Source organism: Streptomyces sp. NPDC096136, from assembly GCF_044763325.1.
Lineage (GTDB): Bacteria > Actinomycetota > Actinomycetes > Streptomycetales > Streptomycetaceae > Streptomyces.
The window spans coordinates 18,960-45,416 of record NZ_JBIWFZ010000033.1 but is presented as its reverse complement, the minus strand read 5'-3'; the positions used below and the strand labels follow the sequence as shown (position 1 = coordinate 45,416).

The following is a 26,457-nucleotide window of genomic DNA, read 5'->3' as shown; positions in this document are numbered from 1 at the left end:
TCCCCCGGCGGGGTCAGGCGGGCCGGGCCGGCCGGCCCGGCGGGTTCGGGGCGGGGCGCGCGGCCCGCCCCCGGGTGACGGCCAGCCCCCAGGCGGCCCTGCGGCGCAGGAGCGTCACCAGGGGCGGCGCCGGGTGCGGCCCGGCCCCGTGCGGGGGCTCCCGTACGGGGTCGCGTACGGGCTCCCGCAGGGTCTCGCGGGCGGGGACCCAGTAGCCGGCGATCTGCACGGCGTTCATCCGGCGCTCACAGCCGGACCCCGGCGAGCTCGGGCAGGCGGACGCCGGAGTCCCACACGACGCGGAACGAGACGTGGCTCAGCCGCCAGCCGTCCGGGGTGCGCACGGCGTGGGCCTCGGTGTGGCCGCCGACGTCGAAGTGGGCCGCGGGGCCCGCTCCGGCGTGGTGGACGTGGGTGGTCAGCTGCTGGGCCCGGACGACGGCCCGGTCCCCGTCGAGGGCGATGGAGTGGTTGGCGCTGACGTGGTGCGTGCGCGCCCACCGCTCCCGTGCCTCCCGCTGGAAGGCGGCGAAGGCCTCGACGCCCGTGCACACGCCGATCGGGAAGGCGAAGGTGGCGTCCTCGGTGAACAGCGTGGCGAACCGGGCCTCGCCCGGGCCGGTTCCGTCGAAGGTGTCCAGGGCGACGACGTAGCGGTCGAAGAGCTCGCGCAGATCGGCGCGGTCGTGCAGCACCCGTATCTGGTCGCGCAGGTCCGCGATGTCGTCGTAGGTCGATGGCATGGCCTCTCCTGTGGGCGGACTCACGGGGTTCGGCGGTCAGGAGTGTCCGCCCACGAACTCCTTGACCGAGGCGATGACGTAGTCGAGCATCTCGTCGGTCAGCGCCGGGTAGACGCCGACCCAGAAGGTCTGGTCGGTGACGATGTCGCTGTTGGCGAGGTCGCCGACGATCCGCTGGGGCTGCCCGATGTAGGCCGGGTGGCGGGTGAGGTTGCCCGCGAACAGCCGGCGCGTGCCGATCTTGCGGCCCTCCAGGAAGTCCACCAGGGCGGCCCGGCTGTACGGGGCGCCGGGGTCCACGGTGATCGCGAACCCGAACCAGCTCGGGTCGCTGCGCGGGGTGGCCTCGGGCAGGATCAGGTGCGGCACGCCGTCGAGCCCCTCGCGCAGCCGCCGCCAGTTGCGGCGGCGGGCTTCGCAGAACTCGTCGAGCTTGTCCAGCTGGGTCAGGCCGAGGGCCGCCTGGATGTCGGTGGCCTTCAGGTTGTACCCCACGTGGGAGAAGATGTACTTGTGGTCGTAGCCCTCGGGGAGGGTGCCCATCTGGTAGTCGAAGCGCTTGAGGCACTTGTTGGTCTCGCCCGGCTCGCACCAGCAGTCCCGGCCCCAGTCGCGCAGCGACTCCACGATCCGGGCGAGCGCCAGGTTCGAGGTGAGGACGCAGCCGCCCTCGCCCATGGTCAGGTGGTGGGCGGGGTAGAAGCTGACCGTCGTGATGTCGCCGAAGGTCCCCGTGAGCTGCCCGTCGTAGGTGGAGCCGACCGCGTCGCAGTTGTCCTCGATCAGGAACAGGCCGTGGTCCTCAGCCAGTCGGGCGATCTCGGCGACCTCGAAGGGGTTGCCCAGAGCATGCGCGATCATGATCGCCCGGGTCTTGGGCCCGATGGCCTGTGCCACCCGGTCGGCGGTGGTGTTGTAGGTGCCCAGCTCGACGTCGACGAAGACGGGCACCAGCCCGTTCTGGATGATCGGGTTGACGGTGGTCGGGAAGCCGGCGGCCACCGTGACGACCTCGTCGCCGGGCCGCAGCCGCCGGTCCTCCAGCAGGTGCGAGGTGAAGGCCGTCAGGGCCAGCAGGTTCGCCGAGGAGCCCGAGTTGACCAGGTGGGCCTTGCGCCTCTTGAGCGTGCGGGCGAAGCGGGACTCGAAGCGGCGCGAGCTGGGCCCGGCGGCGATCCGCATCTCCAGCGCGGCCTCGACCAGCGCGGTGCGGTCGCGCTCGTCGAGGACCGCGCCGGCGGGCCAGATCTCGGTGGTGCCGGGGACGAAAGGCCGATCGTCCTGCACGTCCTGATGGAACTTGGCGGTCTCGTCGAGGATGAGTCCTTTGTGGACGTTCATGACGGAGTGGGGTCCCTTCCCGGCCCTGACGGCCGATGGTGCGGTGGTACGAGGGGCGGCGCGGGGCGGTACTGCCCCGCGCCGGTCAGGCGGAGCGCGGCCCGGCGGGGTTGTCGCGCCAGGTGCGTGCGCCGTGGAAGGCCCGGGGCTGCCGCGGACAGCGCCAGCCCGCCAGGGTGGGCCCGCCGCCGGCCGTGCCGCCGTGCTGGCCCTCGTAGGCCGCGGCCCGGGCCAGTACGACGGCGGTGAGCGCCGCGAGTTCCTCGGCGTCGGGACGCCCCCGGACCACGTGGATGAGGCCGGCCTCCGGTTGCCTGTCCATGGACTGCTCCTCGTCTCGTGACGTCCCGCCGGCGGTCGCGGCGGCGGGTGTGACTGCCTGCCGGTCAGACCGCGGTGGCGCTCAGCTCGTCCACGGCCTCGGCCAGCCGCTCGGGCGTGTGCGTGCTGTGGACGCGGGCCCCCGGCAGGATGCGGCGGACCAGCCCGCCGAGCACCCGTCCGGGGCCCACCTCCACGAAGCGGTCGGTGCCCGAGGCGGCGAGCGTCTGCACCGCGCCGGTCCAGCGCACCGGGGTGGTGAGCTGGCCGCGCAGGGCGACGACGGCCTCGGCGGCCGTCGTCACCCAACCGCCGGTGACCCCGGAGACGATCGGCACGGCCGGGTCGCGGAACTCGGTCGCGATCAGCGTCTCGGTGAACTCCGCCTCGGCCTCGCCGAGCAGGCTGGAGTGGAACGGCCCCCCGGTGCGCAGCCACGCCACCCGCGCCCCGGCCGCCCGGGCCTCCTCGGTGACCCGGGCCACCGCCTCGGCCTGCCCGGACACCACGGTCTGCCGGGGCTCGTTGTCCCCGGCCACCTCCACGACCTGGCCCGTGGCCGCCCGGGTCTCGGCGCACAGGCGCGTCAGGTCCGGGCGGCTCAGGCCGATGACCGCGGCCGTGGCGCTGCCGACCCGGTCGCCGACGGTGGCCACCAGTTCGCTGCGCAGCCGGACGAGCCAGAGCGCCTCGGTCCACTCCAGGGCTCCCGCGGCCACCAGCGCCGCGTACTCGCCCAGGCTGTGCCCGGCCACCGCGTCCGGCTCCAGGCCCCGTCCGCGCAGCACCTCCAGCACGGCCATGCTGGTGAGGAAGGCGGCCGGCTGCGCCACCGTCGGGTCCTCCAGGTCCCGGGGGGACCCGTCGACGCACAGCCGCGACAGCGGGAACCCGAGGAGGTCGTCGGCGGTGCGGTAGTGGGTGTCGGCGAGGTCGGGCCGCAGGGCGAGCAGCTCCTTGCCCATGCCGGCGCATTCGGAGCCCTGGCCCGGGAAGAGGAAGGCGGTGCGGGTCATCCGGTCACGTCCTTACTTGCGGTTCAACTGGCGAGGACCGTGTCGTGCGGTCCGGGGGCGGCAGCGCCGCACACGGTGTTGCCTGCGGCCAGCCAGGTGTCGGGCACCCACCTGACGTTGACGACCTTGGGGGCCTGGCCCTTGACCGCGACGGCGGCGGCGTGGGTCGTGTCGGCCGGGACGCCGACCATGGTCCAGCCGTCGGGGTGGCGGTCCAGTTCGGTGCCCAGGTAGTCCTCGGCGGGCGAGCGGCTCAACCCTGTCCCAAGCCCCTTGAGAAACGCTTCCTTGCGCGTCCAGATCTGGCCGAAGAGGTGCCTGCGGGCGTCGCCGGAGCCGGCCCGGGCGATTTCGAGCTGCTCGTCGGGGTGCAGCGCCTTCGAGCAGATGTCGACCGTCTCGGCACCGGGAAGTTTCTCCACGTCAACGCCGAGCGGGACCGTTCCGACGCCGACCATGGCCACTCCCCCGCTGTGCGAGAGGGAGTAGTGCAGGGGCGGCGGCGGGGGCGACAGCGCCGGGCGGCCGTGCGCCTCGCCGCAGCCGGGGCAGGGCTCGCGCATGAAGCGGACGTCCTGGGGCAGGGTCGCGGTGTAACGTCCGAGCAGCCGGCGCACGGCGACGTGCGCGGCGGCGTAGAGCATGCCGTCCGAACGGCGGATGAAGGCGTCGGCGCGCTTGCGCTCGTCCGCGTCGAGTTCGCCGATCGCGAGGGCGTCGGCGTCGGCCCCGGTGGGGCGGCGGATCAGCCAGAGGTCGACCCGGTCGGCGGAGAGGGTGAAGTCGGGCCGGTCGAGACCCTGGTGGTTCACCACCGGACGGGCGGCCGGCAGCAGAGTGGTAGTCGTCATGCCGGCACCGCTGTCCCGTGCAGGTGGGCCTCGGGACCGAGCTGGCCGGCGAGGCAGTCGATGAGCTCCTGGGCGCTGTTGGCGAGCAGCAGGCGCTGGAGGTTCACGTCGACGCCGAGCGTGGCCTCCATCCGGTACTGGAGTTCGATGCCGGAGATGGAGCCGATGCCGAGGCAGCCCATGGGGCGGCCCGTGGTGTCGACGAGGTGCGGCTCGATGCCGAGGATCCGGCCGAGCTCCTCGCGCACGTACTGCTCCAGGATCCGGGTGCGCTCGCGCAGCCCGGCGGTGGCCAGTACGGCCATGTCGGGCCTGGTCATGTGGACCAGGCCTGTGTCTGTTTCGTATGTCTGTGACATGTGAAGTGTGGTCATGATGCTTTCCGGTTCGTAGGGGGCACCGCCGGAGGGGAGAGGGGTCGGCGGTTCTCAGGAAGGGTCGGTCGAAGGGTGTGCGAGGCCGGCGAGGGCGACGCCCGCGCCGGCCAGTCCGACGGCGGTGACCAGCCCGAGCGCCGCGCTCGGGCCGGAGGTCGTGTACAGCGCGGACGTCAGCGCGGGGGTGAGCGCCGCGCCGAGCTGCACGCAGGTCTGGTAGAGGCCCCCGGCCTCCGTCCGCGGGCCGGGGGGAAGGGATCCGGTCGCCTGGAGGTGCAGTGCGGTGAAGGCGAGCACGAAGGCGAGGCCGACGAGGGACATCGAGGGCAACAGTTCGACATACCGCACCCCGCCCGTACCGGAGTACGGGTAGAGCGCGTATCCGGCCGGTGCGGCGAGCGCCCCGGCGGCGACGGCCCGCGCGGGCCCCAACCGGGCGGCGATCCGCCCGGAGTGCAGGGCGGTCAGGGCGAGCGGCGCGGCGGCGGGCAGGAATCCGAGGGCGGTCTCCCAGGCGCTCCACCCGTCCCGCCGCAGGTCCATCGCCGCGACCAGCAGGAAGCTCACGTAGGAGCCGTTGAGCGCGGCCGCCCCGAGCGCGGAGCGCACCAGCGGCGCGTGCCGCAGCAGCGCGGTGTCCACGAGCGGCCGCGGGGAGGCCCGCTCGGCCCGCACGCAGACGAGGACCAGCACCGCCGCCGCGGCGGCGCCGCCCCACCGGCCGCTGGACGACGCGTCCACGAGCAACAGGGCCGCCCCGGTCGACGCGCCCCCCACCAGCACCGCGTACCGGCGCGGCCCCCAGTCGGGGACGGCGGGCTCCCGCGGGACCACCCGCAGCGCGACGGCGAACAGCCCCAGCGCGACGGGTGCCGGGAACGCCAGGGTCCACCGCCACCCGAGCCCGGTGAGCAGCCCGGACAGCAGCAGCCCCGAGCAGAACCCGGCGGCCCCGAACAGGGAGTACACGGACACGGCCCGCCGCCGCGCGTCCCCCTCGGGGACGGCGGCCACGATGATGGCGAGCCCGGTGGGGGCGGTCAGCGCGACACAGAAACCTTTCACCACACGGGTGGCGACCAGCAGTTCCACATCGTCGGCCAGTGCACCGCCCAGCGACGCGGCGGCGAAGACGAGCAGCGCGGCGAGGAAGACCCGCCGCCGCCCGAACCACTCCACCAGCCGGCCGCCGAGCAGCAGCGCCCCGCCGAACCCGGCGGCGAACCCGGTGACGAGCCACTGGACCCGGGTGACGGGAGCCCCCAGCCCGCCGCCGACGGCCGGCAGCGCCACCAGGGTCGCGGACACCTCCAGGGCGTCCACCAACATGTTCGCGGCCAGCACGGACACCAGAGCCCAACGGGCCCCGACCCGGGCGCCGGAGGCAATGCTCATTGAGGAGTACACGCTCGCATTCGGAAGAAGGGGCGGGCCGCCCGGGGAGGGATCCCCGGGCGGCCCGCCCGCCGTCGGCGTGGCGCGTGGGATACACACGCCGACGGAGTCAGGAGGGGCCCGGGGGCGTCAGCCGAGCAGGGTGCCGCCCGTGGCGTCCACGAACGACCCGGTGATCCACCGGGCCTCGTCGGTGGCGAGGAACGCCACCACGTCGGCGACGTCCTCCGGCTCCCCGACCCGGTTGAAGGCCGACAGCCCCGCCATCTGCTCCACCGCCTCGGGGATGTCGAACACCGGGTTCCCGTTGCGCGTGATCCCCGGCGCGACCGAGTTGATGGTGATCCGGCGCGGCCCGAGCGCCTTCGCGAAGTGCAGCGCGAGCTGTTCCAGCGCGCCCTTGCTCATGGCGTACGCGATCTCGTCCGGGTTGGCGAACCGGGTCAGCCCGGACGAGATGTTGATGATCCGCCCGCCGTCCGGCATGTTCCGCAGCGCCCGCTGGATCAGGAAGAACGGCGCCTTCGCGTTCACCGCGAAGATCCGGTCGAACTGCTCCGGCGTGACCTCGTCCGCGGCGACCCCGCCCATCACCCCGGCGTTGTTCACCAGGATGTGCAGGTCGGTGGAGCCGGTCCGCTCGCGCAGGTCCTCCTCCAGTGCGGTGAACAGGGTGTCCACGTCTCCGTCGACCCCCAGCTCGCTCCGCACCGCGAACGCCCGCCCGCCGTCCTTCTCTACGGCGGTGACGACGTCCCGCGCGGCCGCCTCGTCCCGGTGGTAGTGGACGGCGACGAGCGCGCCCTCCTGCGCGAGCCGGATCGCGGCCGCCCGCCCCATGCCGCGGCTCGAACCGGTGACCAGCGCGGTCCGGCCGGTGAGCCGCTCCGCGCCGACGCCCCGCCGGACGCCGGCGAGCGCCGCCGGCTCGGCGGTGACGCGGGCCGGCTCCGCCCCGGCCGGGAGGCTCCCGGTGCCGGCGGAGTCCCGCACGGCCGGGGCGGGCGCCGGCCGTTCGGCCCCGAACCACCGCGTGAGCGCCTCGTCGAGCGCCTCCGCCCGCGGTCCGTCGGCCCAGACCACGTACCCGTCGGGCCGTACGAGGACGGCGCCCTCGGGAACACCGGCCCCCGCGGCCCCGCCGGCCACCGACACCGCGGTCACGATCCGGACCCGGTCGCCCCAGGCCCCCGCCGCCTCGGCGAGCTCCGCCCGCCGCGCCTCCTCGCCCGGCGGCAGGAGCAGCAGCCCCCGCCCCGGCCGCAGCAGGCCCAGCGTCGTGGTGGTCCCCTCCGCGGTGGTGACCTCCCAGGCCGGCACGCGCGAGCCGGGCAGCCCGGGTGCGTCCCCGGGGGCGCCGACGTCGTGGCGTACGGACAGCCCGGAGATCAGGCCGGCCAGGTGCGTCCGTACGTTCTCACTGGCGCCGAGCTCCGCGAACACCTCCCGTACCGCGTCCACCTCGGGCCCTCCGAGCAGCAGCAGGGCCTGGGTGCGGACGTTGCTCTGTACGCCCTGCCCGACCGCGTGCCGTTCCTCGTGGTACGTGTCCAGGAGCGCGTCGGTACCGTGGCCGGCGATCCGGGCGCCCAGTTTCCAGCCGAGGTTGAAGGCGTCCTGGAGCCCGAGGTTGAGGGCCTGGCCGCCGATCGGCATCTGCTGGTGCGCCGCGTCCCCAGCGAGCAGCAGCGGGCCCCGCCGGTACCGGTCGGCCTGCCGCGAGGCGTCGCCGAACGAGTTCACCCACAGCGGGGTGCCGCCGCCGATGTCCTCGCCGGTGATGCGCTTCCAGGAGTCGGCGACCTCCTCGTAGGAGAGCCGTCCGGACCGGGGCCGCGCCCCGAACTCGTGCACCATCACCCGGGTGACGCCGTCGGGCCGCCGGGCGGCGATGACGAGTCCGCCGTCCTTGCGCTCGAAGCGGCGGTCGGGGATGTCGATGCCGGCGACGTCCGCGCGCAGCAGTTCGCGTTCGGCGTCGGTGCCGGGGAAGTCGAAGCCGCCGAGCCGGCGGACGGCGCTGTCCTCGCCGTCGCAGCCGACCACGTAGCGGGCCCGCAGGGACAGCCGGCCGCCCTCGGTGCGTACGTCGGCCACCACCCCGTCCGCGGTCACGGTCAGCCCGGTCAGCTCGTGGCCGCGCCGGATGTCCGCGCCCAGGTCGGCGGCCCGTTCCCCGAGGACTTCCTCCAGCCGGGTCTGGGCGACCTTCCACTGCCCCGGGTAGGGGCCGGGCAGGCCGAGGTCGAGGGGGATGCCCCCGAAGTGTCCGGCGTTGTCGTGCGGCACCTCGCCGATCGCGTCGAGGAGGCCGCGGCTGTCGAGGATCTCCATGGTGCGGGCGTGCAGGGTGGACGCCCGCGATTCGGAGGTCGGGGCGGTGAGGGTGTCGAGCACCACCACGTCCGTGCCCGCCAGCCGGAGTTCTCCGGCGAGCAGCAGTCCGACGGGGCCCGCGCCGACCACGATCACCTGGGTCTCGGTGAGGTCCTGATCGATGGCCATGGGCGTACTCCCTTTCGGTGGGCGGGGGTGGGGGCGGCGGGGTGGTGGCGGGGTCGGAGCCGCGGCCCCGACGTGGGGGCCGGGCTCCGACGGCTCGGCCGACCCGCGCGGCTCAGGCGTTGACGGTGACCTTGAGGCTCGCGTTGATGGCCTCGACGAGGGAGCGCGGGGTGCTGTGGTCGGCGAAGATGTCGTCGTCGAGCGTGATGTCGAACTCGCGCTCGATCCGGCTGGCGGTCTCCAGCAGCGCCAGCGACTCGTAGCCGAGCGACTCGAAGTCGGTGTCGAGGATGTCGCCGTCGAGGTCGACCTCCTCGTCGGCGCCGGCGCCCTCCAGGAGGATGCGCTTGAGGTCGTCGAAGGTGAATTCCTGCTTGGACACGTGGGGTCCCTTCATCGGTGTTCCGCACCGGTGTTTCCGGCTGCGGGAGTTCGGCGCGGGGCGGGCTGCGCCCGCCTCCGCCGGGGGAAGAGGGCGGGGGCGGGCGCGGACCGGGTCAGCGGGGCCGCTCAGTCGAGCGCGCGCAGCACCACCGCGGAGTTGAAGCCGCCGCGGCCGCGCGCGAGGACGAGCGCGGTGCGCACCGACGCCGTCCGCGGCCGCACGGCGACCAGGTCGATGTCGTACGCGGGGGAGGGCTCCACGTTGGTGGTCGGCGGGATCAGTCCCTCGCGCATGGCGAGGACCGCCGAGACCACGTCGACGGGCGCCGCTCCCGCGCCGATCCGCCCGGTCGTGGTCTTGGGCGCGGTGACCGGTACGCCGAGCGGGCCGAAGACCGCGGTGATGGCCTCGGCCTCCTCCCGGTCGAGCCGCGGCACGCCCGCCCCGTCGGCGAAGACCACGTCGACCTCGGCCGGGTGGCATCCGGCGTCGGCGAGGGCCGTCTCGACGGCCCGGCGCAGGCCGGGTTCGCGGCCGCTGCCGGGTCGCGGGTCGAGCGTGGCGCCGTAGCCGGCGAACTCGGCGTAGACGTTGCGCGCCCCGCGGGCGGCGGCGCTCTCCTCGTCCTCCAGGATGATCAGCGCGCCGCCCTCGCCCGGTACGTAGCCGGAGGCGGCCTCGTCGAAGGGCAGGTAGGCGCGTTCGGGCTCGTGGCTGGTGGACATGTGGCCGCCGGCGAGGTGCGCTGCCCAGCCGAGCGAGCAGACCGAGGCGTCGAAGCCCCCGGTGGCGATGAGCCGGCTGCCCTTGCGGAGCCGGCGCCGTGCCTGGGCGAGGGCGTCGAGTCCGCCGGCCTGGTCGCCGACGAGGACCCCGGTGGGCCCGCGCAGGTCGTTGCGGACCGCGATCTGGCCCGTGTTGACGGCGTAGAACCAGGCGAAGGACTGGTACGCGCTGACGTGCTTGGGACCCTGCCGCCAGAGCTTGCGCAGCTCGTTCTCGCCGAACTCGAAGCCCCCGGAGCCGGCCGCGGTGACCACGCCCATGTCGCAGGGGTGCAGGTCTCCGGGCGCCAGTCCCGCGTCCTCGAAGGCGCAGTCGGTGGCGACGAGGGCGAGCTGGGTGACCCGGTCGGTCTGCGGCACGAGCCGGCCCGGCAGGTGCTCCCCGGGCTCGAAGCCGTGGATCTCCCCGGCCAGGCGCGAGGGGTAGGAGGAGGCGTCGAAGCGGGTGACGGGCCCGATGGCGTTCTTGCCGATGCGGGTCGCCGCCCAGAAGTCCTCCACCCCGAGCCCGCTGGGGGCGGCCACCCCGATGCCGGTGACCAGGGTCCTGGCGCTCATGCGGTGCTCCTGTCGGGACGGGCCAGCACCATCGCGCTCTGGAACCCGCCGAATCCGCTGCCGACGGTGAGGACGGCGTCGGTGCGGTGCTCCCGCGCGACGAGCGGGACGTAGTCGAGGTCGCACTGGGGGTCGCGGGTGCGCAGGTTCGCGGTGGGCGGCACGACGTGGTGGCGCATCGCGAGGACCGACGCGGCGATCTCGATGGACCCGACGGAGCCCAGCGAGTGCCCGATCATCGACTTGACCGAGCTCACCGGGGTGCGGTGGGCGTAGGGTCCGAGCGCCAGCTTGTAGGCGGCCGTCTCGTGGGCGTCGTTCTGCCGGGTGCCGGATCCGTGCGCGTTGACGTAGTCGAGGTCGGACGGGTTCAGGTGCGCCTCGTCGAGCGCCACCGTGATGGCCTCGGCCAGTTCGCGGCCGTCGGGGCGCAGTCCCGTCATGTGGAAGGCGCTGGAGCGGGAGGCGTAGCCGGCGACCTCGGCGTAGACGGTCGCGCCGCGGCGGCGGGCGCTCTCCAGCTCCTCCAGGACGAAGACCGCCGCGCCCTCGCCGAGGACGAAGCCGCGGCGGGTGGCGTCGAAGGGCCGGGAGGCCCGCTGCGGGTCGTCGTTGAGGCTGGTCGTCGCCTTGATCGCGTCGAAGCACGCCAGGGTGAGGGGCGTGATCGGGGCGTCGGTGGCGCCGGTGACCATCACGTCGGCGCTGCCCTCGCGGATGAGGTCGACCGCGTGCGCGACCGAGTCGATCCCGGAGGTGCAGCCGGTGGAGACCACCGTGGCGGGACCCTCCGCGCCGACGGCCCAGGCCACTTCGGTCGCGAAGGAGCCGGGCACGAAGTGGTCGTACAGGTCGCCGGGGGCGCGCGTGTGGTCGACCGCCGCGAGCCGGCCGTGGTCGCTGGCCGCGCGGTAGGCCTTGTCGAGGCTGGATACGGCTCCCACGCCCGTGCCGATGCTGACCCCGGTGCGGTACGGGTCGAGCCCGGCCAGGTCGAGGCCGCTGTCGGCGACCGCCTCGCGCGCCGCGACCACGCCGAACTGGGCGGCCCGGTCCATGCGCCGGATCTCCTGCCCGGTCAGCCCGTGCAGCTCCGGCAGGAAGTCGGCCTCGGCCGCCACCCGGGAGCGGAAGGGGGAGGCGTCGAAGTGGGTGATCTCCCGCGTCGCCGTGCGCCCCGAGCTCAGCAGCTCCCAGAACTCCCGGACGCCGATGCCCCCCGGCGCCAGCACCCCGATCCCCGTGATGACTACCCGGCGGGCCACGATCGGTGCCCTCCCGTCGTCCGTGATTCCTCGGACATCACTCGGTCGCCGTCCAGTCGTAGAAGCGGGTGGCCATCGCGTCGGCCGGGGAGCGCCAGGTCTCCGGGTCGTACGGCTGGATGAAGGGCTGGAGGTCGTAGCTGATGCGCATGAACCGCGGGTCGTTGCGGGACTGCTCGATGCGCTCGCCGCCGTCGTCCTCGGCGAAGTCCTGGAGGTGGAAGTAGAGCCCGTTGTACGAGAACAGCCGCCGCCGGAGCGTGCCCATGCGCTCCGGCATGTCCGTGCGGTCGAACTCGGCGAAGATCTTGGCCACCTCGGCGCTCGAACGGACGTCCATCCGCGCCACGATCAGGTTGCTGTGCATTGTTTCTACTCTCTCCGGGGATCGGCGGGGTCAGCGGGTCAGCGGGAGGCCGGACCGTACAGGCGGATGAAGTCATCGACTCCGTCGGCGATGAGCGCGTCCTCCTCCAGGCGTCCGAGCGGCAGCGCGCCGTGGAAGGAGCGCTGGACGACGGACGAGGGGACCAGCAGGATGAAGCGCTCGGCCGCCTGGTCGGCGTCGGCGATGTCGAGCAGGCCCTGGGCGGCGACCTGGCGCAGGCGCCGGGCCAGTTCGCGGCGGGCCTGGCGGGGGCCGGTGGCCTGCCACTTGTCGACGGCCTCGGCGGGCAGGTGGGTGACCTCGGCGCTGATGTGCCGGACGATCGCGAAGTGCTCGCGGAAGGCCTCCAGCGGCGCCAGCCAGGCCCGGCCCAGTGCGATCAGGTCCTCGCGGAGGTCGCTGATCTCCGCGAGGTAGCTCTCGGCGACGGCCGCGAGGGAGGCGGCCACGGAGGCGGAGCTGTCCAGCAGCACGCCCAGCAGCAGCTGCTCGTGGTCGGGGAAGTGGCGGCCCACGGCAGCCGGCTCGACCCCGGCCTCGGCAGCGGTGGCGTCGGCGGTGCAGTGCCTCCAGCCCTCGCGGGCCAGGACGGTCCGGGCCGCCCGGACGATGTCGCGGCGCTCCCCGTCCGGGGCGGCGCCGAGGCCTCCGGGGACGCGCTCGATCGTTGCTTGCGGCGTTGCCATGTCGTGGTTCCTCCGGTTGACGTGCTCGTCGGGCCGTGGGATGCGTCGGCCTCAGGGGGTGCCGGTCGCGCGGGCCCCGGTCGTCACGGGGTCCCGAACCAGCGGTCGAGCGCCATCGGCAGGTCGTGGTGGCTGCCGGGCGCGGCCCATGCCACGTATCCGTCGGGCCGGATCAGCAGGGCGGTCGTGTCGTGCGCTCCGTCGGCCGCGCCGGCCCCGCGCGGCCGGGCGGTGACGGTGTCCACCCGTTCCGCCCAGGCGGCGGCGCGCCGGCGCAGCCGCGGGTTGTCCGCCAGGTCGAGGAGCACCCCGCGGGCGGGGCGCAGCAGTTCGGTGCTGGAGGTGGGGCCGTCGGGGCCGGTCAGCTCCAGGTGGGGCATGCGCCGGCCGAGCAGCGGGTGGGAGCCCTTGCCGACCTCGTAGGAGATCTCCAGGCCGGTGACCATGGCGGCGAGGTGGCGGGCCACGTCCTCGTACGCCATGAGCTCCCTGAGCGAGTCGCGCAGCGGCTGCACCTCGGCGCCGCTCAGGAACAGCAGCCCCTGGGCGCGGGTGTTCATCAGCAGCCGCCGGCCGACCGCGTGCCGCTCGGTGTGGTACGTGTCGAGCAGGCTCAGGGGGGCCCGCTCCTGCACCACGGCGGCGAGTTTCCAGCCGAGGTTGAAGGCGTCCTGGATGCCGGTGTTCATGCCCTGTCCGCCGGCGGGCAGGTGGATGTGGGCGGCGTCGCCGGCCAGCAGGACGCGGCCGCGCCGGTACTCGGTGACCTGCCGGGCGGCGTCGCCGAAGGCGCTGACCCAGACCGGTTCGGCGGCCGAGATGTCGTCCCCGGTGAGCCGCTGCCAGGCGGCGGCGACCTCGTCGAAGGAGGGGGCGCTCTCGCGCCGGCGCGGGGGCGTGCCGCGCTCGCAGACCACGATGCGGGTGGTTCCGCCGGGCAGCGGGCCGACCATGACCATGCCGCCGGGGAGGGTTTCGCCGATCATGCGGGGCTTCAGGTCGATGCCCCGGATGTCGGCGAGGAACATCTCCATGGTGGCCGGGGTGCCGGGGAAGTCGAAGCCGGCGGCCTTGCGCACGGTGCTGCGCCCGCCGTCGCAGCCCACCAGCCAAGAGGTGCGCAGGGTGCGGGTGCCGTCCGGGCCGCGGACCTCGACGTCGACGCCCTCGCCGTCGTCGTGGACGGAGAGGACCTCCCGGCCGCGCCGGATGTCGGCGCCCAGGCCGGCGGCCCACTCCTCCAGATGGGTCTCGGTGACCGACTGGGGCACGGTCTTCGCCGCCTGGCAGGCGTCGTCGAGCACGCCGAAGTCGAGGGGCAGCCCGCCGAAGTGGCCGAGCGTGCTGCGCTCGATGTCGCCGAAGCGGGCGAGGATGCCGCGCTGGTCGAAGGTCTCCAGCGTGCGCGTGGTGAAGCCGAGGCCGCGCGATTCGCCCGTACGCCGCTCCAGACGTTCCAGGACGACGACGGGGACTCCCGCCAGCCTCAGTTCGCCGGCGAGCATCAAGCCCGCGGGACCCGCACCGACGACGATCACAGGGGCGTCCATCACGTCTCCTTGAATTCGCCTCCGGAGACAGTGCACCGGATCTTGACTACAAGGTTCTTCGGACGCGAGCGGCCGTTCAATGGCGTTGGATTCAGGACTCGGTCAGGTTCCACAAGGGCCGGTCCGCTGCCTCGCGAACCGGCCAAGGGAATGTCAAAGCGCGGTCAGACGCCCGGATCCGGCTCTACCGGGTCGAGTGCGGACCGCTGCGGAAGATCGTGCGGGAGGAGACCGTTTCAGGTGCGTGCGGCCGCCCGGCGGTCGAAGCAGGTCCGTACGTCGGTCTCGTTGTAGTAGGTGCGGCCCGCGCGGTTGCGCCGGCGCCACTTCTGCTCGCTGGCCAGCCGGTAGACGGTGCCGGTCGGCGTGTTCCACAGGCGGGCGATGTCCGCGGCGGTGAGCCAGCGCTCGGTGGCCGCGGCCCGGGGTGCCGCGGACCGTCCGCCGGCCTCCAGGGAGAGGCTGAGCCGGCTCCACTGGTCGCTGGTCCAGCGGTGCGCCGGGTCGGCGTCGCACACGACCGCCCGGTCCGTGTCCCGGTCGCCGTCCCGGTCCGCGTCGCGGACGGAGTCCCGGTCGGTGTCGCGGACAGCGACGGTGAGGGAGCCGGCGCAGCCGGACTCGGGACAGGCGCCGAGGCGGATGCTGCGGGTCGGTTCGGGGAAGGCGGCGCGGCGTCCGGCCCGCACCAGGCGGGCGATCTCCTCGGTGGCCTCGGCGGCCGCGGGGTGGGCGGCGAGCCAGTCGCCGTTGCGCCGCAGGAAGGCGGTCAGCGCGGCGACGGTGCGCGGCGGGGAGGCGAAGCCCCGCTCCTGCGCGACGAGTCCGCTCCAGGATCCCAGCACGGAGACCATCCGGGCCCGCACGTCGGCCGCGGCCCCGTTGAACGGCAGGCCGGGCAGGTCGCCTCCGGTCGTCCGCTCGCGCAGGCTGCCGGGGGCCGCACCGGCGAGCATCCTGCCGCACTCCTCGTAGAGGTGCGTGAGTTCCGCCAGTCCGGCGTCGAGGCGCTCCCGGCAGGGCCTGCACAGCCGTCCGCCGTCGGCCGTGCGCCGGCGGGAGCGTCCGTCGGCGTCCGGGCGGCGGCAGCCCTCCCCCTGGCACAGCGCCGTCAATGCCATGGTCTGCCCCCTCGGCTCGGATCGGTGTGGACGGGTCCGGCCCTGGCCGGACCGGTGGTCGGCCGGCTCAGCCCTGGCCGAACCGGAAGCCGACGCCGCGGATCGTGATGATCCAGTTGGCGCCGATCTTGTTGCGCAGCGTGCTCACGTGCGTGTCGACGGTCCGGCGGGACCAGGAGTCGCCCCAGACCTGCTGCATCAGCATCTTGCGCGGGATGACCGTGTCGGGGTGCGAGGCAAGGAGGTAGAGCATGTCGAACTCCTTGCGGGTGGTCTCGACGGGCTCCCCGTGCAGGGTCACCTCCCGCGTGCCCGCGTCGATGCGCAGCGGTCCGCAGGTGATGGTGGCGGCGGCGGGCCGCGACGGTCTCGCCCGGCGCATGACGGCCTCCATCCGCGCCATCAGCTCGCGGAACCCGTAGGGCTTGACCAGGTAGTCGTCCGCGCCGGCCTGGAGGCCCAGGACCCGGTCCAGCTCGCTGCCCCGGGCGGTGACCGCGATGACGGGGATCTCGTGGGCCGCGCGGATGCCCCGGCAGACCTCCAGCCCGTCCAGGTCGGGGAGTTCCAGGTCGAGGAGGACGAGGTCGGCGTCGGCGTAGCCGCGCAGCGCCTCGCTCCCGGTGCCGACGATGTCGACCTCGTGCCCGTGCCGGCGCAGGCCGCGTGCCAGGGTCTCGGCCTCGGCCGTGCTGCTCTCCACGATGAGGATCCGCCACAGGGCCGACTGGGCCGGCGCGTGCGGTGGCACCCTCAGTCCCTCGGCCGGCAGGAACGCACCGTTCGCCCCCGCGGCGGTGGTGTGAGGTTCCAGTACAGCGAAGGTCCGCTGGTTCATCTGCCCCCCTCCCTCAAGCTCAGTTGAGCCAACGTCAACGAAGATACAAACCGCTTCGTCGGTTTGTCAAAGCCTGCAAATCGCGGCAAGGTTCGCGATAAGTGGATCAAATCAGGCCACAGCTGGGCGCGAATCGCCGTTGATCAGGCCATCAGGCGGGGTCGGCGCACGCTTCCAATACCAACGGGGCGGTTTAATAATAGAAGGAAACTGATACAGGAGCTATGCGTGATGAAACAAGAACGCGCCGTCCGAACCCGTCAAGCACTGCTCGAGTCAGCAGCCACGGTGTTCGGGCGGCGCGGATACGCAGAGGCGACGCTGAGCATGATCAGCGTGGGTGCCGGAGTGAGCCCGGGCGCGCTCCACTTCCACTTCGAGAACAAGGCGGCCGTCGCGGAGGCCGTGGAGACCGCCGGGGCCCGCGCCCTGCGCGCCGCCACCCGCGAGGTGTACACGCGGCGGACATCGGCCCTCCAGGCCCTGGCCGACAGCTCCCAGGCGCTCGCCGGGCTGCTCCTGTCCGACGTCGTGGCCCGGGCCGCCTTCCAGCTCAACCGGGAGCCGGCCTACCCGTCGTCCTTCGCCCTGCCCGGCGAATGGCACGAGTACGTGCACCGGCTGCTCCTCGAAGCGGCGGAGGAGGGCGCCCTGCTGCCCGGGCTCAACCACCGCAACGTGGCGACCACGGTGGTGGCGGCCACCCTCGGCTTCGAGGCCCTCGGCCGTGACGACCCCCAGTGGCTCGCCCCGCGCACGCTGGCCGGGTTCTGGCGGGTCGTCATGCCCTGTCTGGCCGCGCCCGCCACCCTGCGACGGCTGAACACGGCAGGACGGCGGAGCTGAGACGCCCGTGGCCCGTCGCCGCCCCTCCGGGGGCGACGGGCCACGGACCCGTACGGCGGCGCCCGGGCCGGAGCCGGGGCCACGCACGATCACACCGACCGCAGGGCCCTGACCGGCTCCCCCGCGTACTCCTGCGCCGCGTCCAGCACGGCCCGGCACTCCCTCCCCAGCAGCTCGCGCATGTACCGGCGCGCCCGCGCGGGATCGGCGTCCGCCCCCGGCACCCGCTCCGCCTTCCTCCCGTCCAGCAGCGCGTCGTGCCGGCACACCAGGGTCACCCCGGCCGGGTCCGGTTCGACGGACCACTCCCCGGAGTGCGCCGCGAGCAGCGGGTGCGGCCGGAGCCGCTTGAACACGATCCGCCCGGCCGCCGGGAAGCACACCCGCACCTCGTCCGTCGGGTACGGGGAGCCGTCCCCGTCCCGGTTCGCCAGCCGGGCGCGCCGCACCCCGGGCCGCAGCTCCACCGCCTCGGCCCCCGTGACGTGGGCCACCCGGCCGGGCCAGGACCCCGCCTCGTACAGGAACGTCTGGACGGGCTCGGCCGGCCCCTGGATCCGGACGGACTCCTCGAAGGACACCAGGCGCCCGTCGAGCCCCCGCCATCCCTCGGCGACGGCCCGCAGCCCGTCGGCCGCCGCCCGCCCCCGCGCCACCGCGGCGTCGAGGAACCGCTGCGCCCCGGGGACCTCCGCGACGGTGAGGTCCTGTTCGAGGACCAGCCGCGACCAGCCCGGGGCCAGCTGCTCCACGCGCCAGCTGCCGCTCGAAGCCGTCACGGGCCCTTCGGGCCGCTCCTCGCGGAAGTCGACGCGCCGCCGCCCGGCGTCCAGGGTCCGCCGCCACAGCGACGCCCGCGGCTCCCTGTCCGCCCCCGTCCAGTGCAGGTACCGCTCGGTGAGTCCGTCGAAGTCCAGCCGCTCCGTGTGGACGGTGTCCGCCAGGAACAGCGGCCACGGCGTGGTGTCGGCCACCAGGGTGTACAGGGTTCCCGCCGGCGCGGCCGCGTCGACCGCGTACGACAGCCGGTGCACTCGCTCCACTGACATCGGACACCTCTCTCAGCGCTTGGCACAGATCCTGTCGCGATCCGCCGGAGTCCGAGTGGACCGCCGCTGGTGCCTCAGACCGCGGCCCTGCTGCCCAGGACCCGGTTGACCAGTTCGAGGAAGCGCCGGGGAGTGTCGCCCCGTTCGAGGAGCTCCCCGTCGAGGAGGACGTCGAACTTGCGCTCGATGGAGCCGGTGGTCTGCAGGACGGAGAGCGAGTCGTACCCGAGCTCGTCCCAGTAGAGGTCCTGGACGTCCTCGGTCAGCTCGACGCACTCCTCCTCGCCTCCCCAGATCCGCAGGATGCGGGTCAGGTCGGTGAGTTCGAGCCGGTGCATGGTGTGCCTCTCTCCTGGTCGGCCGGCGTGGCGACGCATACCGCGTCGCCACGAGCCTGGCCGAGCGCTCTGGAGGGCCGCTCACGCCGGGCCCCAGCCGCGCTGGAGCCCCGCCACCACACCGTCGGGCCGTCCGGCCGCCCCCTGATATACCTAGGCGGCGTACAGATCGAAGGTCGAGCTGCGGCGCGGTCCCGCGACCACGTCCAGCGCGGGGTCCACCCGCAGCATCGCCTGGTGCAGGCGCTGGAGCTGCTGCGAGGGCTCCACCCCCAGTTCGCCGATCAGCCGGGCGCGCAGCCGGCGGTAGACGTCCAGGGCGGTCGCCTGCCGGCCCGAGCGGTAGAGGGCCACCATGGCCTGCGAGTGCAGGCCCTCGTGCTGCGGGTTGCGGGCCATCAGCTCGGTGAGCTCCGCGAGGAGTTCGGTGTGCCGGCCCAGCCGGAGGTCGACGTCGATGCGCCGCTCGGTGGTCACGAGCCGGCTCTCGGCGAGCCGCAGCACCTCGATCTCCAGGATCGGCCCGACCCGTACGTCGACCAGGGCGGGGCCCTGCCACAGGTCGAGCGCCTTGCGCAGCAGGTCCGCGGCGCGCTCGTCGTCGCCCTCGTCGAAGGCGTTCTGGCCTGCGGCCGCGAGGGCCTCGTAAGTGTGGACGTCCACGGACTCCTGCGGGATCTGGAGCAGGTAGCCCCCGTGCCGCGTCGCGAGCACGTCCTTGGCCGTACCCGGCGCGCCCGGCCCCATGGCCGTGCCGAGCCTGCGGCGCAGCTGGAGGATGTACGTCTGCAGGGTGGTGAGCGCGCTCTCGGGCAGCTTGGTGCCCCAGATCTCCTCCATGAGGGTCGGTACGGGCATCACCCGGCCCGGGTAGAGCGCGAGAAGCGCCAGGATCTGACGCGGCTTGCCCGCCGTAGGAACGATCGATGCCCCGTTGACCTCGGCACTCAACGGACCCAGAACCTGAATCTCCACGGTCTCCCCGTCTCCCCTCCACATTTCGTCGAGATACCCTCGGTTATCAGTATTCGACCCGATGACGGTAAGCCAGCCCAGGGCAACATCACCGGGCGCTCAAGCCGACGTCGAGCGGACCTCCGAAACGGGGGAACAGACGGCGGATTCCCAGCACAAGATTCCGACAGAAGGTCAAACCTCGTGCTCAGCCCGTGGATCTGGCTCTTCGTATCTGTTCCGATTCCCGGCTGTGCAAATTACTTCTCAGGTTTTCCGGCAGCTTCTGCAAAAGACCTGACAAAGATTTCTCATATCGGCCGCCGTTCTCCGCGCGCCCCCGCGGGTCAGCCGACCCGCGCCAGCCGCTTCCGCGCGCCCTCCGGGGATTCCGCCGGGCTCTCGGGGCTGCTCATCAGGATCGAACGCTGGAGGCTGCGCAGGGCGGCCGACGGCTCGATGCCGAGTTCGCGCACGAGGGTGGAGCGCAGCCGCTGGTAGACGCTGAGAGCCTCGCCGCGCCGGCCGGAGCGGTGCAGGGCGAGCATGAACTGCCCGTGCAGGTTCTCGTGGATGCGGTAGCGGCTGGCCAGCACGGTCAGCTCCGCGAGCAGCTCGCGGTGCCGGCCGAGGCGCAGGTCGGCCTCGATGCGCTGGTCGAGCGCGCACAGCCGGGTCTCCTCCAGCCGCCGCGTCTCCATGTCCAGCTGCACCCCGCCGTCGACGTCGGCGAAGGCCGGCCCCGACCAGAGGGCCAGCGCCTCGCGCAGCAGCCGCGCGGCCGTGGGGAAGTCCCCGGCGTCCATGGCCCGGTAGCCCATCCCGGCCAGCCGGTCGAATTCGCGGACGTCACTGGTGCCGCCGCCGCTGTTGAGCATGTAGCCGCCGGGCAGCGTGACGAGCACGTCCTTGGCGGTGCGCGACCCGTCGGTGCCCTCGAGCGCGTTGCCGATGAGCCCGCGCAGCTGGAGCACGTACGTCTGGAGCGTGGTCCGGGCACTGCGCGGCGGCTCGGTCCCCCACAGCTCCTCGATCAGCGCGGCCACGGGGACCACCTGGTCCGCGTGGAGCGCGAGCAGCGCCAGGACCTGGCGGGGCTTGGCGGCGGTGGGAGTGATCGAGACCCCGTTCTCCCGCACGGTCAGAGCGCCCAGTACATCGATGTCCACGCCGTACTCCCCTGCTTCGTCCTTGGATGAACCCTCGAAGTTCGCTGGAACGAGGAAAAAACAGCTACGCCGGTTTGTCAATACCAAACCGGCTGTACCGTTTTTTGCTTGTCGCAGTCCGTCCGGCCTCTCAGAAACGGCCTCTGACCTGCGGATCTAATGGTCTGGCGAGAGCAGACGGCCTGCCGGACCCGCCCCCAGGGGCAGAAGAACCCCGCCAGATCGCCCCTCAAATCGACGAGAATCGGCCGAGAATCGACCGAACAGTTGGCTGATTCTGGCTCCTCTGGCGGTTCACATCCCGCCAGAAGGCGCGCTTCGAGACCTCCCGGTCCCGGCAGTACGGAATTACGACCGCTCCACAAACCGCTTTCCCGGTTTGCTGAACTGCACCTTCGGTCGGCGGACGGCGGAACGGGAGCGGAGCACCGCTGGAGCACCGCTCGAAACGGAGGGGAGGAGACCGCCGCCGGGAGGGGGGCTCCCCCCGGCGTTCGGGGCTCGGACCAGCGGCCTCCGGACCCCCTTCCCGGCGCCGCCGGCCCTTCCCCCCGAGGTGGTCCGCCGGGCGCCCGTTGGCCGATTCCCCGGTGTCCACATGTCGGACCGCCCCGCGCGGGGAAACCGCCGCGCCGCGGCCACTTCACGTTGGCGAACCATCCGGAGGCCGTCCGCAGACCACCGGAGCCGAACCCGTCCACCCGACCCCGCTCCGGCTCCCGCCACCACCCCAGGCACTACCGAACGAGCTGAACTGCGCGAATCAGCACATGTCGCCGGTGTCCGGCGGCCCGGGGCCTCCCCTGCGACCCGTCCGCCGCACTGCGCGGGCCCTGGGGCCCCGGCCGGATCTCCCGGGTACGCAAAGGAAACCCGTCACCGCGCAACCACCCCCCACCCCCCTCACCCTGACCCCCCGCACCCGCCCCCCGGCTAAAGGATCGCTCTTGACGCGCTTGAGATCATTCTCGACGTGTGGCGAAGATTCACTGCCGGTCGACCGGCGGAGACCTGGGCAAATATGCGCCGACCAGTTGGCCGGAATCCGCTCTTCCATATATTTCCCGGACCTGCTCCCGGCTACCTCTGGAGAAAAAACCGGTTGGTATATATTTTTCTGAGCAGTCACACCTGTTACTGGTCAGCGCTGTCTAGGGGGAACAATGAGCGCGAGCACGTTTCACGTTGGGCGCACAGCGGTCTACGACCCGGCGGAGTCGGTCACGGCTCCGGAACAACGGAACGATTCCCACTTCCCGTCCTTCACCGGGGTTCCGAAGGAACTGGTGCACCGCACCTCCGCCGCACAGGTCCTGCTCACCGACTGGCAGCGGCTGGATGACGCCCGCTTCTCCGTGACCGCCCGGTGGCCCCTCTCGCACGCGTTCTTCACCCCCGTCGCCGACGGCTACTACGACCCGCTCATTTGCGCCGAAACGATCCGCCAGATCGCCTACCTCCTGGGGCACGCGGAGTTCGCCGTCCCGCTCGGCCACCAGTTCGTCCTGTGGGACCTCGGCGTCGACATCGTGAGACCCGAGCACCTGCGGGTCGGCCCGGCGCCGGCCGTCGTCGACCTCGAGATCACGTGCGTCGAGATCAAGCGCCGCGCGGGCCGGCTCTCCGGGCTCGGCTACGAGGCGGTCGTACGCCGCGACGGACACGTCGTCGCGACGGGCCGGGCCTCCGTCACCTGCACCAGCCCGGCCGTGTACCAGCGGATCCGGCCCGACCACGTCCTGAAGCCCGACCACCGCCCGCTGCCGCTGACGGCCCCGGCCGCTCCGCAGAGCGTGGCCCGGCTCTCCCCGACCGACGTGGTCCTCTCCCCCCTCGGCCAGGAGAACCTCTGGCAGCTCCGGGTCGACACCAACCACCCCGTCCTCTTCGACCACTGGGTCGACCACGTACCGGGCATGGTCCTCATGGAGGCCGCCCGGCAGGCCGCCGCGTCCGCCCTGGGGCGCCCCTCCTTCCTGCCGCTCGGCGTCTCCGGCGAGTTCAAGCGGTACGTCGAACTGGACGCACCCTGCGTCATCGAGTCCGAGCGCCTGTACCAGGACGTGCCCGGCGCGGAGGAGGTCGTCCGCGTGACCGGCCACCAGAACGGGGAGCTCACCTTCGTGGGGATCGTCACAGCGCCCTCCTACGGCTGCTGACCCGTACACCCCTCCCTTTCCCCTCACCGGCCGCACCACGGTCCCGCCCGCCCTCGGTCATTTTTCGCGCCGCGGTGCCCTCGCTCATTGGCGTCGGCGTCACCCGCTGTAAGATACGAACGGGACGGACGGTTTGCAGCAGGGCTTCCGACGCTCCGGGTATCTGCGAGGGAAGGAGCCAACCGTGGCTGAACAGGTCCGAGCCATCCGCACGCGCCAGGCGATCCTGAGCGCGGCGGCCAAGGTGTTCGACGAGCGGGGCTACCAGGCGGCCACCATCTCGGAGATCCTCACCGTCGCCGGGGTGACCAAGGGCGCCCTGTACTTCCACTTCCAGTCCAAGGAAGACCTGGCCCAGGGCGTCCTCACCGCGCAGAACGAGGATCTCCAGCTCCCGGAGCGCCCCGCCAAACTCCAGGAGGTGGTGGACGCGGTCATGCTGCACACCCACCGCCTGCGGACCAACCCCATGGTCCGCGCGGGTGTCCGGCTGAGCCTCGACGTGAACGCCGGTCCACTCGACCGAAGCCGTCCGTTCCGGAACTGGGTCGACAAGTTCACGGACCTCCTGGAGCAGGCCCAGGCCCAGGGAGAGCTGCTCCCGCACGTGGTACCGGCCGAAACCGCCGACGTCATCACCGGCGCCTACGGCGGTGTCCAGTCCATGTCCCAGGCACTCACCGACCACCAGGACCTCGGGCAGCGGGTCAACGCGCTGCTGCGCCACCTCATGCCGAGCGTCGCGCAGCCCTCGGTCCTCGCCTCGCTGCACCTCGGCGAAGGCCGCGCGGAAGAGGTCTACAACGAAGCGCGGCAGCTGGCCCGGGAGCTGGCGAACGAGGAAGGCTGAACGGCCCCCGCGCCCGGCCGCTCCGCACACCCTGCGGGGCGGCTCCGTTTTCCCTCCCGCACCGCCGGCCGGCGGACGCCCGCGCGGTGCGCCCCGCGCCGCCCCCGCATCCCTTGAGGGCGGCCGGGTTCCGGCTCGCCGGGAAGGACCGGAACGGCGCTCCGCGCGGCCGCGGGGGTTCCACCCCGCCCACCCTCGCTCTTTGTGCCTGCAACACATGCCCCCCTGCCATCTGCTGCAGAAAATATACCGCACGTCCCGTTCTTTTCAAGAGCTCTCTGCGGACTAGGGTTGCGTCCATGAGTGACTCTTCCCTGCGCCTGGTCCCCGTCACCCCGGACAACTTCGCCGCGGTGTGCGCCGTACGGGTCCACCCCGCTCAGGAGCACCTCGTCTCCCCCGTCATGAAGTCCCTCGCCGAGGCCTACGTCCACGGGGACGTCGCCTGGCCCCGCGCCATCGTGGACGGGGACGAGGTGGTCGGGTTCGTCATGGCCTTCATGGACTTCGTCTGGGACCCGGCGAAGGACCCCGAGCACCGCCGCTCGGGCCTGTGGCGCCTGAACATCGCCGCCGACCGGCAGGGCAGGGGCTACGGCCGCTTCGCCGTCGAGGCGGTCACGGAGGAGGTACGCCGCCGCGGCGGGGAGCGGGTGTACGTCACCTGGAAGCCGGTCGAGGACAGCCCCGAGCCCTTCTACCTGGGCCTCGGCTTCCGCCGCACCGGCGAACTCAGCGGCGACGAGCCCGTGGGCGTCCGCGACCTCGTCTAGACGGTCCGGCCCAGCACCACGGTGCCCGGCACCCCCGGCACCTCCGCCCCGGCCGCCCCCGCCCGGTACTGCTGCGGGCTCACCCCGCGGACCCGCTTGAAGGCCGCCGACAGCGCGAACGCGCTCCCGTACCCCACCCGGCGGGCCACCGACGCCACCGTGGCGTCCGGCTCGCGCAGCAGGTCGGCGGCCAGGGTCAGCCGCCAGCCCGTCAGATAGGCGACGGGCGGCTCCCCGACGAGCTCCGTGAAGCGCCGGGCCAGCGCGGCCCGCGACACCCCGGCCTTCCGCGCCAGCTCGGCCACGGTCCACCCGTGCGCGGGGTCCTCGTGCAGCAGCCGCAGCGCCACCCCGACGACCGGATCGCCCTGCGCCCGGTACCAGCCCGGCGCCCCCGCCCCGGGTGCGGAGAGCCAGGCCCGCAGCACCCCGATCAGCAGCAGGTCGAGCAGCCGGTCCAGCACGATCTCCTGCCCCGGCTCGTCCCGCGCCACCTCCGAGGCCAGCAGCGCGATCAGGGCGGTGTCGGCGGCCCCCGCCGGGCGGACCAGCACCGCGGGCAGCGCGCCCAGCAGCCGCTGCCCGATCTCGCCCGGTGCCTGGTACGTCCCGCTCAGCATCACCGCAGCGCCCGCACCCGGACCCGGCCGCCCCCACGTGCGCACCCCGAGCGCCAGCCGCTCACCGAGGTCCTCGCCCTCCTGCGTACTGCACCGCTGGTCGGGGCCGACGGTGATCTCCACCGGGGTGTCCGGGCCGTCCGCGAGGGTGTACGCCCCGGGCCCCCGTACGACCGCCACGTCGCCAGGCCCGATCAGCGCGGGCTCCCCGTCGTCGGGCAGCAGCCACGCCGTGCCCCGCACCATCGTGATCACCGACAGCGCGGCCCGGTCCTCGATCCGCAACGCCCACGGCGGGTCGAAGACGGACTTCAGCAGGACGGCGCCCCGGGCCTTGGGCCCGTCGAGCAGGCCGGTCAACGTGTCCATGCCCCCATCCTCGCCCTTCTCAGACGTCCCAGACCCCGCCGGCCGCCACCTCGCGCGCGTAGTCGGCGAAGTCCCGCGGCGGGCGCCCCAGTACCTCCTCCACCCCGTGGACCAGGTGCGCGTTGCGCCCGTCCAGGATCAGGGTGAACAGCTCGGCGAACTCCTCCGGCAGCCCCTCCTCGCGCAGCGCCGCCCGGAACTCCCCGTCGGAGACCGGCACGTACGCGATCTCGCGCCCGGTCGCCTTCGACAGTTCGGCGGCCACCTCCCCGAAGCCCAGCAGCCGCGGCCCGGACAGCTCGTACGTCCGGCCGACGTGGCGGTCGTCGGTGAGCGCCGCCACCACCACGTCGGCGATGTCACCGGCGTCGACGAAGGGTTCGACCGCGTCCGCCACCGGCAGGGCGATCACCCCGGACCGTACGGGGTCCAGGAAGAAGCCCTCGTCGAAGTTCTGGTTGAACCAGCTGGCGCGCACGACGGTCCAGTCGGCGCCGGAGGCCTTCAGCCGCTCCTCCGCGAGCCGCGCCGCCTCCTCACCCCGCCCGGACAGCAGCACCAGCCGCCGCACCCCGGCGGCGACGGCCGCCTCCGCGAAGGCGCCGACCTGGTCGGCGGCTCCGGGGAAGGCGAGGTCGGGGTGGTAGGTGACGTACACCCGGTCCACGTCCCGCAGGGCCGGCCCCCAGGTGGCGGGCTCGTGCCAGTCGAAAGCCGGCGCGCCGGTCCGCGAGCCGATCCGCACCGGCCGCCCCGCGGCAGCCAGCCGCTCCGCCACGCGCCGCCCGGTCTTGCCGTTGCCGCCGATGACCAGGGTCTTCTTCGTCTCGTTCGTGTTCGTCGTCATGAGAACCAGTCAATCCCCGCACGGCGGGACGCGACATGGCCCAGACGCTCGCCCGCATACGCGTGCGTCCACGCCCCGCTACTTCTCCGCGAGGGTGTGCGCGACGAGTGCGTTGGCGTGCCCGTGCCCGAGCCCGTGCTCGCTCTTGAGCCAGGCGACCAGCTCCATGTGCCTGGCCAGCGGAGACGACCGGATCATCTCCTTCCACTCCTCGACCGGGCGACCGTACTTCTTCTCGATCGAAGGGAAGTAGCTGGCGGGGCCCTTGACCGGCTCGCTCATCTCGTCACGCTCCTCGTGGCTGTTTCCATGGGGACGGCTCCCGTCCCACAGGGGTGGACCGGCGTCCGTGCGGAAA

General features: G+C 73.2%; 28 protein-coding genes. 4 read left to right on the top strand and 24 right to left on the bottom strand.

All coding sequences use genetic code 11. The features are described from left to right. Window positions 1–13: 13 nt before the first annotated feature. The 17 genes from ACIRBY_RS36960 to ACIRBY_RS36880 form a co-directional block, all read right to left on the bottom strand. Window positions 14–238, bottom strand: a complete 225-nt coding sequence (locus tag ACIRBY_RS36960) for a hypothetical protein (RefSeq protein ID WP_403909231.1) — start codon at window positions 236–238, stop codon at window positions 14–16. Between the two features lie 7 nt (window positions 239–245). Next, entirely contained in the window at window positions 246–743 is a 498-nt protein-coding gene (locus ACIRBY_RS36955; RefSeq protein ID WP_403909228.1) for a nuclear transport factor 2 family protein, read from the bottom strand. A 36-nt stretch (window positions 744–779) separates the two neighbouring features. Next, on the bottom strand, window positions 780–2,084 hold the full coding sequence (gene rfbH / locus ACIRBY_RS36950) for a lipopolysaccharide biosynthesis protein RfbH (RefSeq protein ID WP_403909225.1): 1,305 nt from the start codon (window positions 2,082–2,084) through the stop codon (window positions 780–782). A gap of 85 nt (window positions 2,085–2,169) precedes the next feature. Further along, window positions 2,170–2,406 carry an acyl-CoA carboxylase subunit epsilon gene (locus ACIRBY_RS36945; protein ID WP_403909222.1) on the bottom strand — a complete coding sequence of 79 codons (237 nt, stop codon included), beginning with the start codon at window positions 2,404–2,406 and terminating at the stop codon, window positions 2,170–2,172. A 64-nt stretch (window positions 2,407–2,470) separates the two neighbouring features. Then, on the bottom strand, window positions 2,471–3,421 hold the full coding sequence (locus ACIRBY_RS36940) for an ACP S-malonyltransferase (protein WP_403909220.1): 951 nt from the start codon (window positions 3,419–3,421) through the stop codon (window positions 2,471–2,473). 23 nt (window positions 3,422–3,444) lie between these two features. Next, window positions 3,445–4,272, bottom strand: coding sequence for a 4'-phosphopantetheinyl transferase superfamily protein (locus ACIRBY_RS36935; protein WP_366455851.1), 828 nt, complete (start codon window positions 4,270–4,272; stop codon window positions 3,445–3,447). Next, entirely contained in the window at window positions 4,269–4,592 is a 324-nt protein-coding gene (locus ACIRBY_RS36930; RefSeq protein ID WP_403909216.1) for an acyl carrier protein, read from the bottom strand. The genes ACIRBY_RS36935 and ACIRBY_RS36930 overlap by 4 nt, the downstream gene beginning before the upstream one ends. 108 nt (window positions 4,593–4,700) lie before the next feature. Then, window positions 4,701–6,044, bottom strand: coding sequence for an MFS transporter (locus ACIRBY_RS36925; RefSeq protein ID WP_403909213.1), 1,344 nt, complete (start codon window positions 6,042–6,044; stop codon window positions 4,701–4,703). A 129-nt stretch (window positions 6,045–6,173) separates the two neighbouring features. Then, on the bottom strand, window positions 6,174–8,549 hold the full coding sequence (locus tag ACIRBY_RS36920) for an SDR family oxidoreductase (protein WP_403909210.1): 2,376 nt from the start codon (window positions 8,547–8,549) through the stop codon (window positions 6,174–6,176). 112 nt (window positions 8,550–8,661) lie between these two features. Further along, window positions 8,662–8,931: an acyl carrier protein gene (locus ACIRBY_RS36915; protein WP_042812062.1), complete on the bottom strand. Its 270-nt coding sequence runs from the start codon at window positions 8,929–8,931 to the stop codon at window positions 8,662–8,664. A 128-nt stretch (window positions 8,932–9,059) separates the two neighbouring features. Then, window positions 9,060–10,277, bottom strand: a complete 1,218-nt coding sequence (locus ACIRBY_RS36910) for a ketosynthase chain-length factor (RefSeq protein WP_403909206.1) — start codon at window positions 10,275–10,277, stop codon at window positions 9,060–9,062. Then, complete coding sequence (locus ACIRBY_RS36905) at window positions 10,274–11,545, bottom strand: beta-ketoacyl-[acyl-carrier-protein] synthase family protein (protein ID WP_403909259.1); 1,272 nt, start codon at window positions 11,543–11,545, stop codon at window positions 10,274–10,276. The genes ACIRBY_RS36910 and ACIRBY_RS36905 overlap by 4 nt, the downstream gene beginning before the upstream one ends. 34 nt (window positions 11,546–11,579) lie before the next feature. Then, window positions 11,580–11,909, bottom strand: a complete 330-nt coding sequence (locus tag ACIRBY_RS36900; RefSeq protein WP_100865011.1) for a TcmI family type II polyketide cyclase — start codon at window positions 11,907–11,909, stop codon at window positions 11,580–11,582. Between the two features lie 38 nt (window positions 11,910–11,947). After that, window positions 11,948–12,616 carry a TetR/AcrR family transcriptional regulator gene (locus ACIRBY_RS36895; protein WP_403909203.1) on the bottom strand — a complete coding sequence of 223 codons (669 nt, stop codon included), beginning with the start codon at window positions 12,614–12,616 and terminating at the stop codon, window positions 11,948–11,950. Window positions 12,617–12,699: 83 nt separating this feature from the next. Next, window positions 12,700–14,166, bottom strand: coding sequence for an FAD-dependent monooxygenase (locus tag ACIRBY_RS36890; protein WP_403909200.1), 1,467 nt, complete (start codon window positions 14,164–14,166; stop codon window positions 12,700–12,702). Between the two features lie 236 nt (window positions 14,167–14,402). Next, entirely contained in the window at window positions 14,403–15,287 is an 885-nt protein-coding gene (locus ACIRBY_RS36885; RefSeq protein WP_403909197.1) for a hypothetical protein, read from the bottom strand. A gap of 67 nt (window positions 15,288–15,354) precedes the next feature. Further along, complete coding sequence (locus ACIRBY_RS36880) at window positions 15,355–16,125, bottom strand: response regulator transcription factor (RefSeq protein ID WP_403909194.1); 771 nt, start codon at window positions 16,123–16,125, stop codon at window positions 15,355–15,357. Between the two features lie 231 nt (window positions 16,126–16,356). On the opposite strand from ACIRBY_RS36880, the gene ACIRBY_RS36875 reads away from it, so the two are divergent. Continuing rightward, complete coding sequence (locus ACIRBY_RS36875) at window positions 16,357–16,971, top strand: ScbR family autoregulator-binding transcription factor (protein WP_403909191.1); 615 nt, start codon at window positions 16,357–16,359, stop codon at window positions 16,969–16,971. A gap of 89 nt (window positions 16,972–17,060) precedes the next feature. Here ACIRBY_RS36875 and ACIRBY_RS36870 read toward each other — a convergent pair whose 3' ends face one another. The 4 genes from ACIRBY_RS36870 to ACIRBY_RS36855 form a co-directional block, all read right to left on the bottom strand. After that, on the bottom strand, window positions 17,061–18,020 hold the full coding sequence (locus tag ACIRBY_RS36870; protein ID WP_403909188.1) for an SRPBCC family protein: 960 nt from the start codon (window positions 18,018–18,020) through the stop codon (window positions 17,061–17,063). A 74-nt stretch (window positions 18,021–18,094) separates the two neighbouring features. After that, window positions 18,095–18,358 carry a phosphopantetheine-binding protein gene (locus ACIRBY_RS36865; RefSeq protein ID WP_366455863.1) on the bottom strand — a complete coding sequence of 88 codons (264 nt, stop codon included), beginning with the start codon at window positions 18,356–18,358 and terminating at the stop codon, window positions 18,095–18,097. Window positions 18,359–18,511: 153 nt separating this feature from the next. Next, on the bottom strand, window positions 18,512–19,333 hold the full coding sequence (locus tag ACIRBY_RS36860) for an AfsR/SARP family transcriptional regulator (RefSeq protein ID WP_042811903.1): 822 nt from the start codon (window positions 19,331–19,333) through the stop codon (window positions 18,512–18,514). Between the two features lie 326 nt (window positions 19,334–19,659). Further along, window positions 19,660–20,481 (bottom strand): BTAD domain-containing putative transcriptional regulator, encoded by an 822-nt coding sequence (locus ACIRBY_RS36855; RefSeq protein ID WP_403909185.1) that lies wholly within the window; start codon window positions 20,479–20,481, stop codon window positions 19,660–19,662. A 1,163-nt stretch (window positions 20,482–21,644) separates the two neighbouring features. On the opposite strand from ACIRBY_RS36855, the gene ACIRBY_RS36850 reads away from it, so the two are divergent. The 3 genes from ACIRBY_RS36850 to ACIRBY_RS36840 all read left to right on the top strand — a co-directional run bounded on the left by ACIRBY_RS36850 (window position 21,645) and on the right by ACIRBY_RS36840 (window position 24,263). Then, complete coding sequence (locus ACIRBY_RS36850; protein ID WP_403909182.1) at window positions 21,645–22,640, top strand: ScbA/BarX family gamma-butyrolactone biosynthesis protein; 996 nt, start codon at window positions 21,645–21,647, stop codon at window positions 22,638–22,640. Between the two features lie 184 nt (window positions 22,641–22,824). Next, window positions 22,825–23,490, top strand: coding sequence for a ScbR family autoregulator-binding transcription factor (locus ACIRBY_RS36845; RefSeq protein WP_403909179.1), 666 nt, complete (start codon window positions 22,825–22,827; stop codon window positions 23,488–23,490). A 299-nt stretch (window positions 23,491–23,789) separates the two neighbouring features. Next, on the top strand, window positions 23,790–24,263 hold the full coding sequence (locus ACIRBY_RS36840) for a GNAT family N-acetyltransferase (RefSeq protein WP_403909176.1): 474 nt from the start codon (window positions 23,790–23,792) through the stop codon (window positions 24,261–24,263). Here the strand turns inward: ACIRBY_RS36840 and ACIRBY_RS36835 are convergent. The 3 genes from ACIRBY_RS36835 to ACIRBY_RS36825 form a co-directional block, all read right to left on the bottom strand. Beyond that, the gene (locus ACIRBY_RS36835; protein ID WP_403909173.1) at window positions 24,260–25,252 is read right to left on the bottom strand and encodes an AraC family transcriptional regulator; all 993 of its coding nucleotides are present in this window, start codon (window positions 25,250–25,252) and stop codon (window positions 24,260–24,262) included. The two genes, ACIRBY_RS36840 and ACIRBY_RS36835, sit on opposite strands and share 4 nt — an antisense overlap. A gap of 19 nt (window positions 25,253–25,271) precedes the next feature. After that, window positions 25,272–26,099, bottom strand: a complete 828-nt coding sequence (locus ACIRBY_RS36830) for an NAD(P)H-binding protein (RefSeq protein WP_403909170.1) — start codon at window positions 26,097–26,099, stop codon at window positions 25,272–25,274. A 78-nt stretch (window positions 26,100–26,177) separates the two neighbouring features. Further along, window positions 26,178–26,381 (bottom strand): DUF4287 domain-containing protein, encoded by a 204-nt coding sequence (locus tag ACIRBY_RS36825; protein ID WP_403909167.1) that lies wholly within the window; start codon window positions 26,379–26,381, stop codon window positions 26,178–26,180. Window positions 26,382–26,457: the final 76 nt, after the last annotated feature.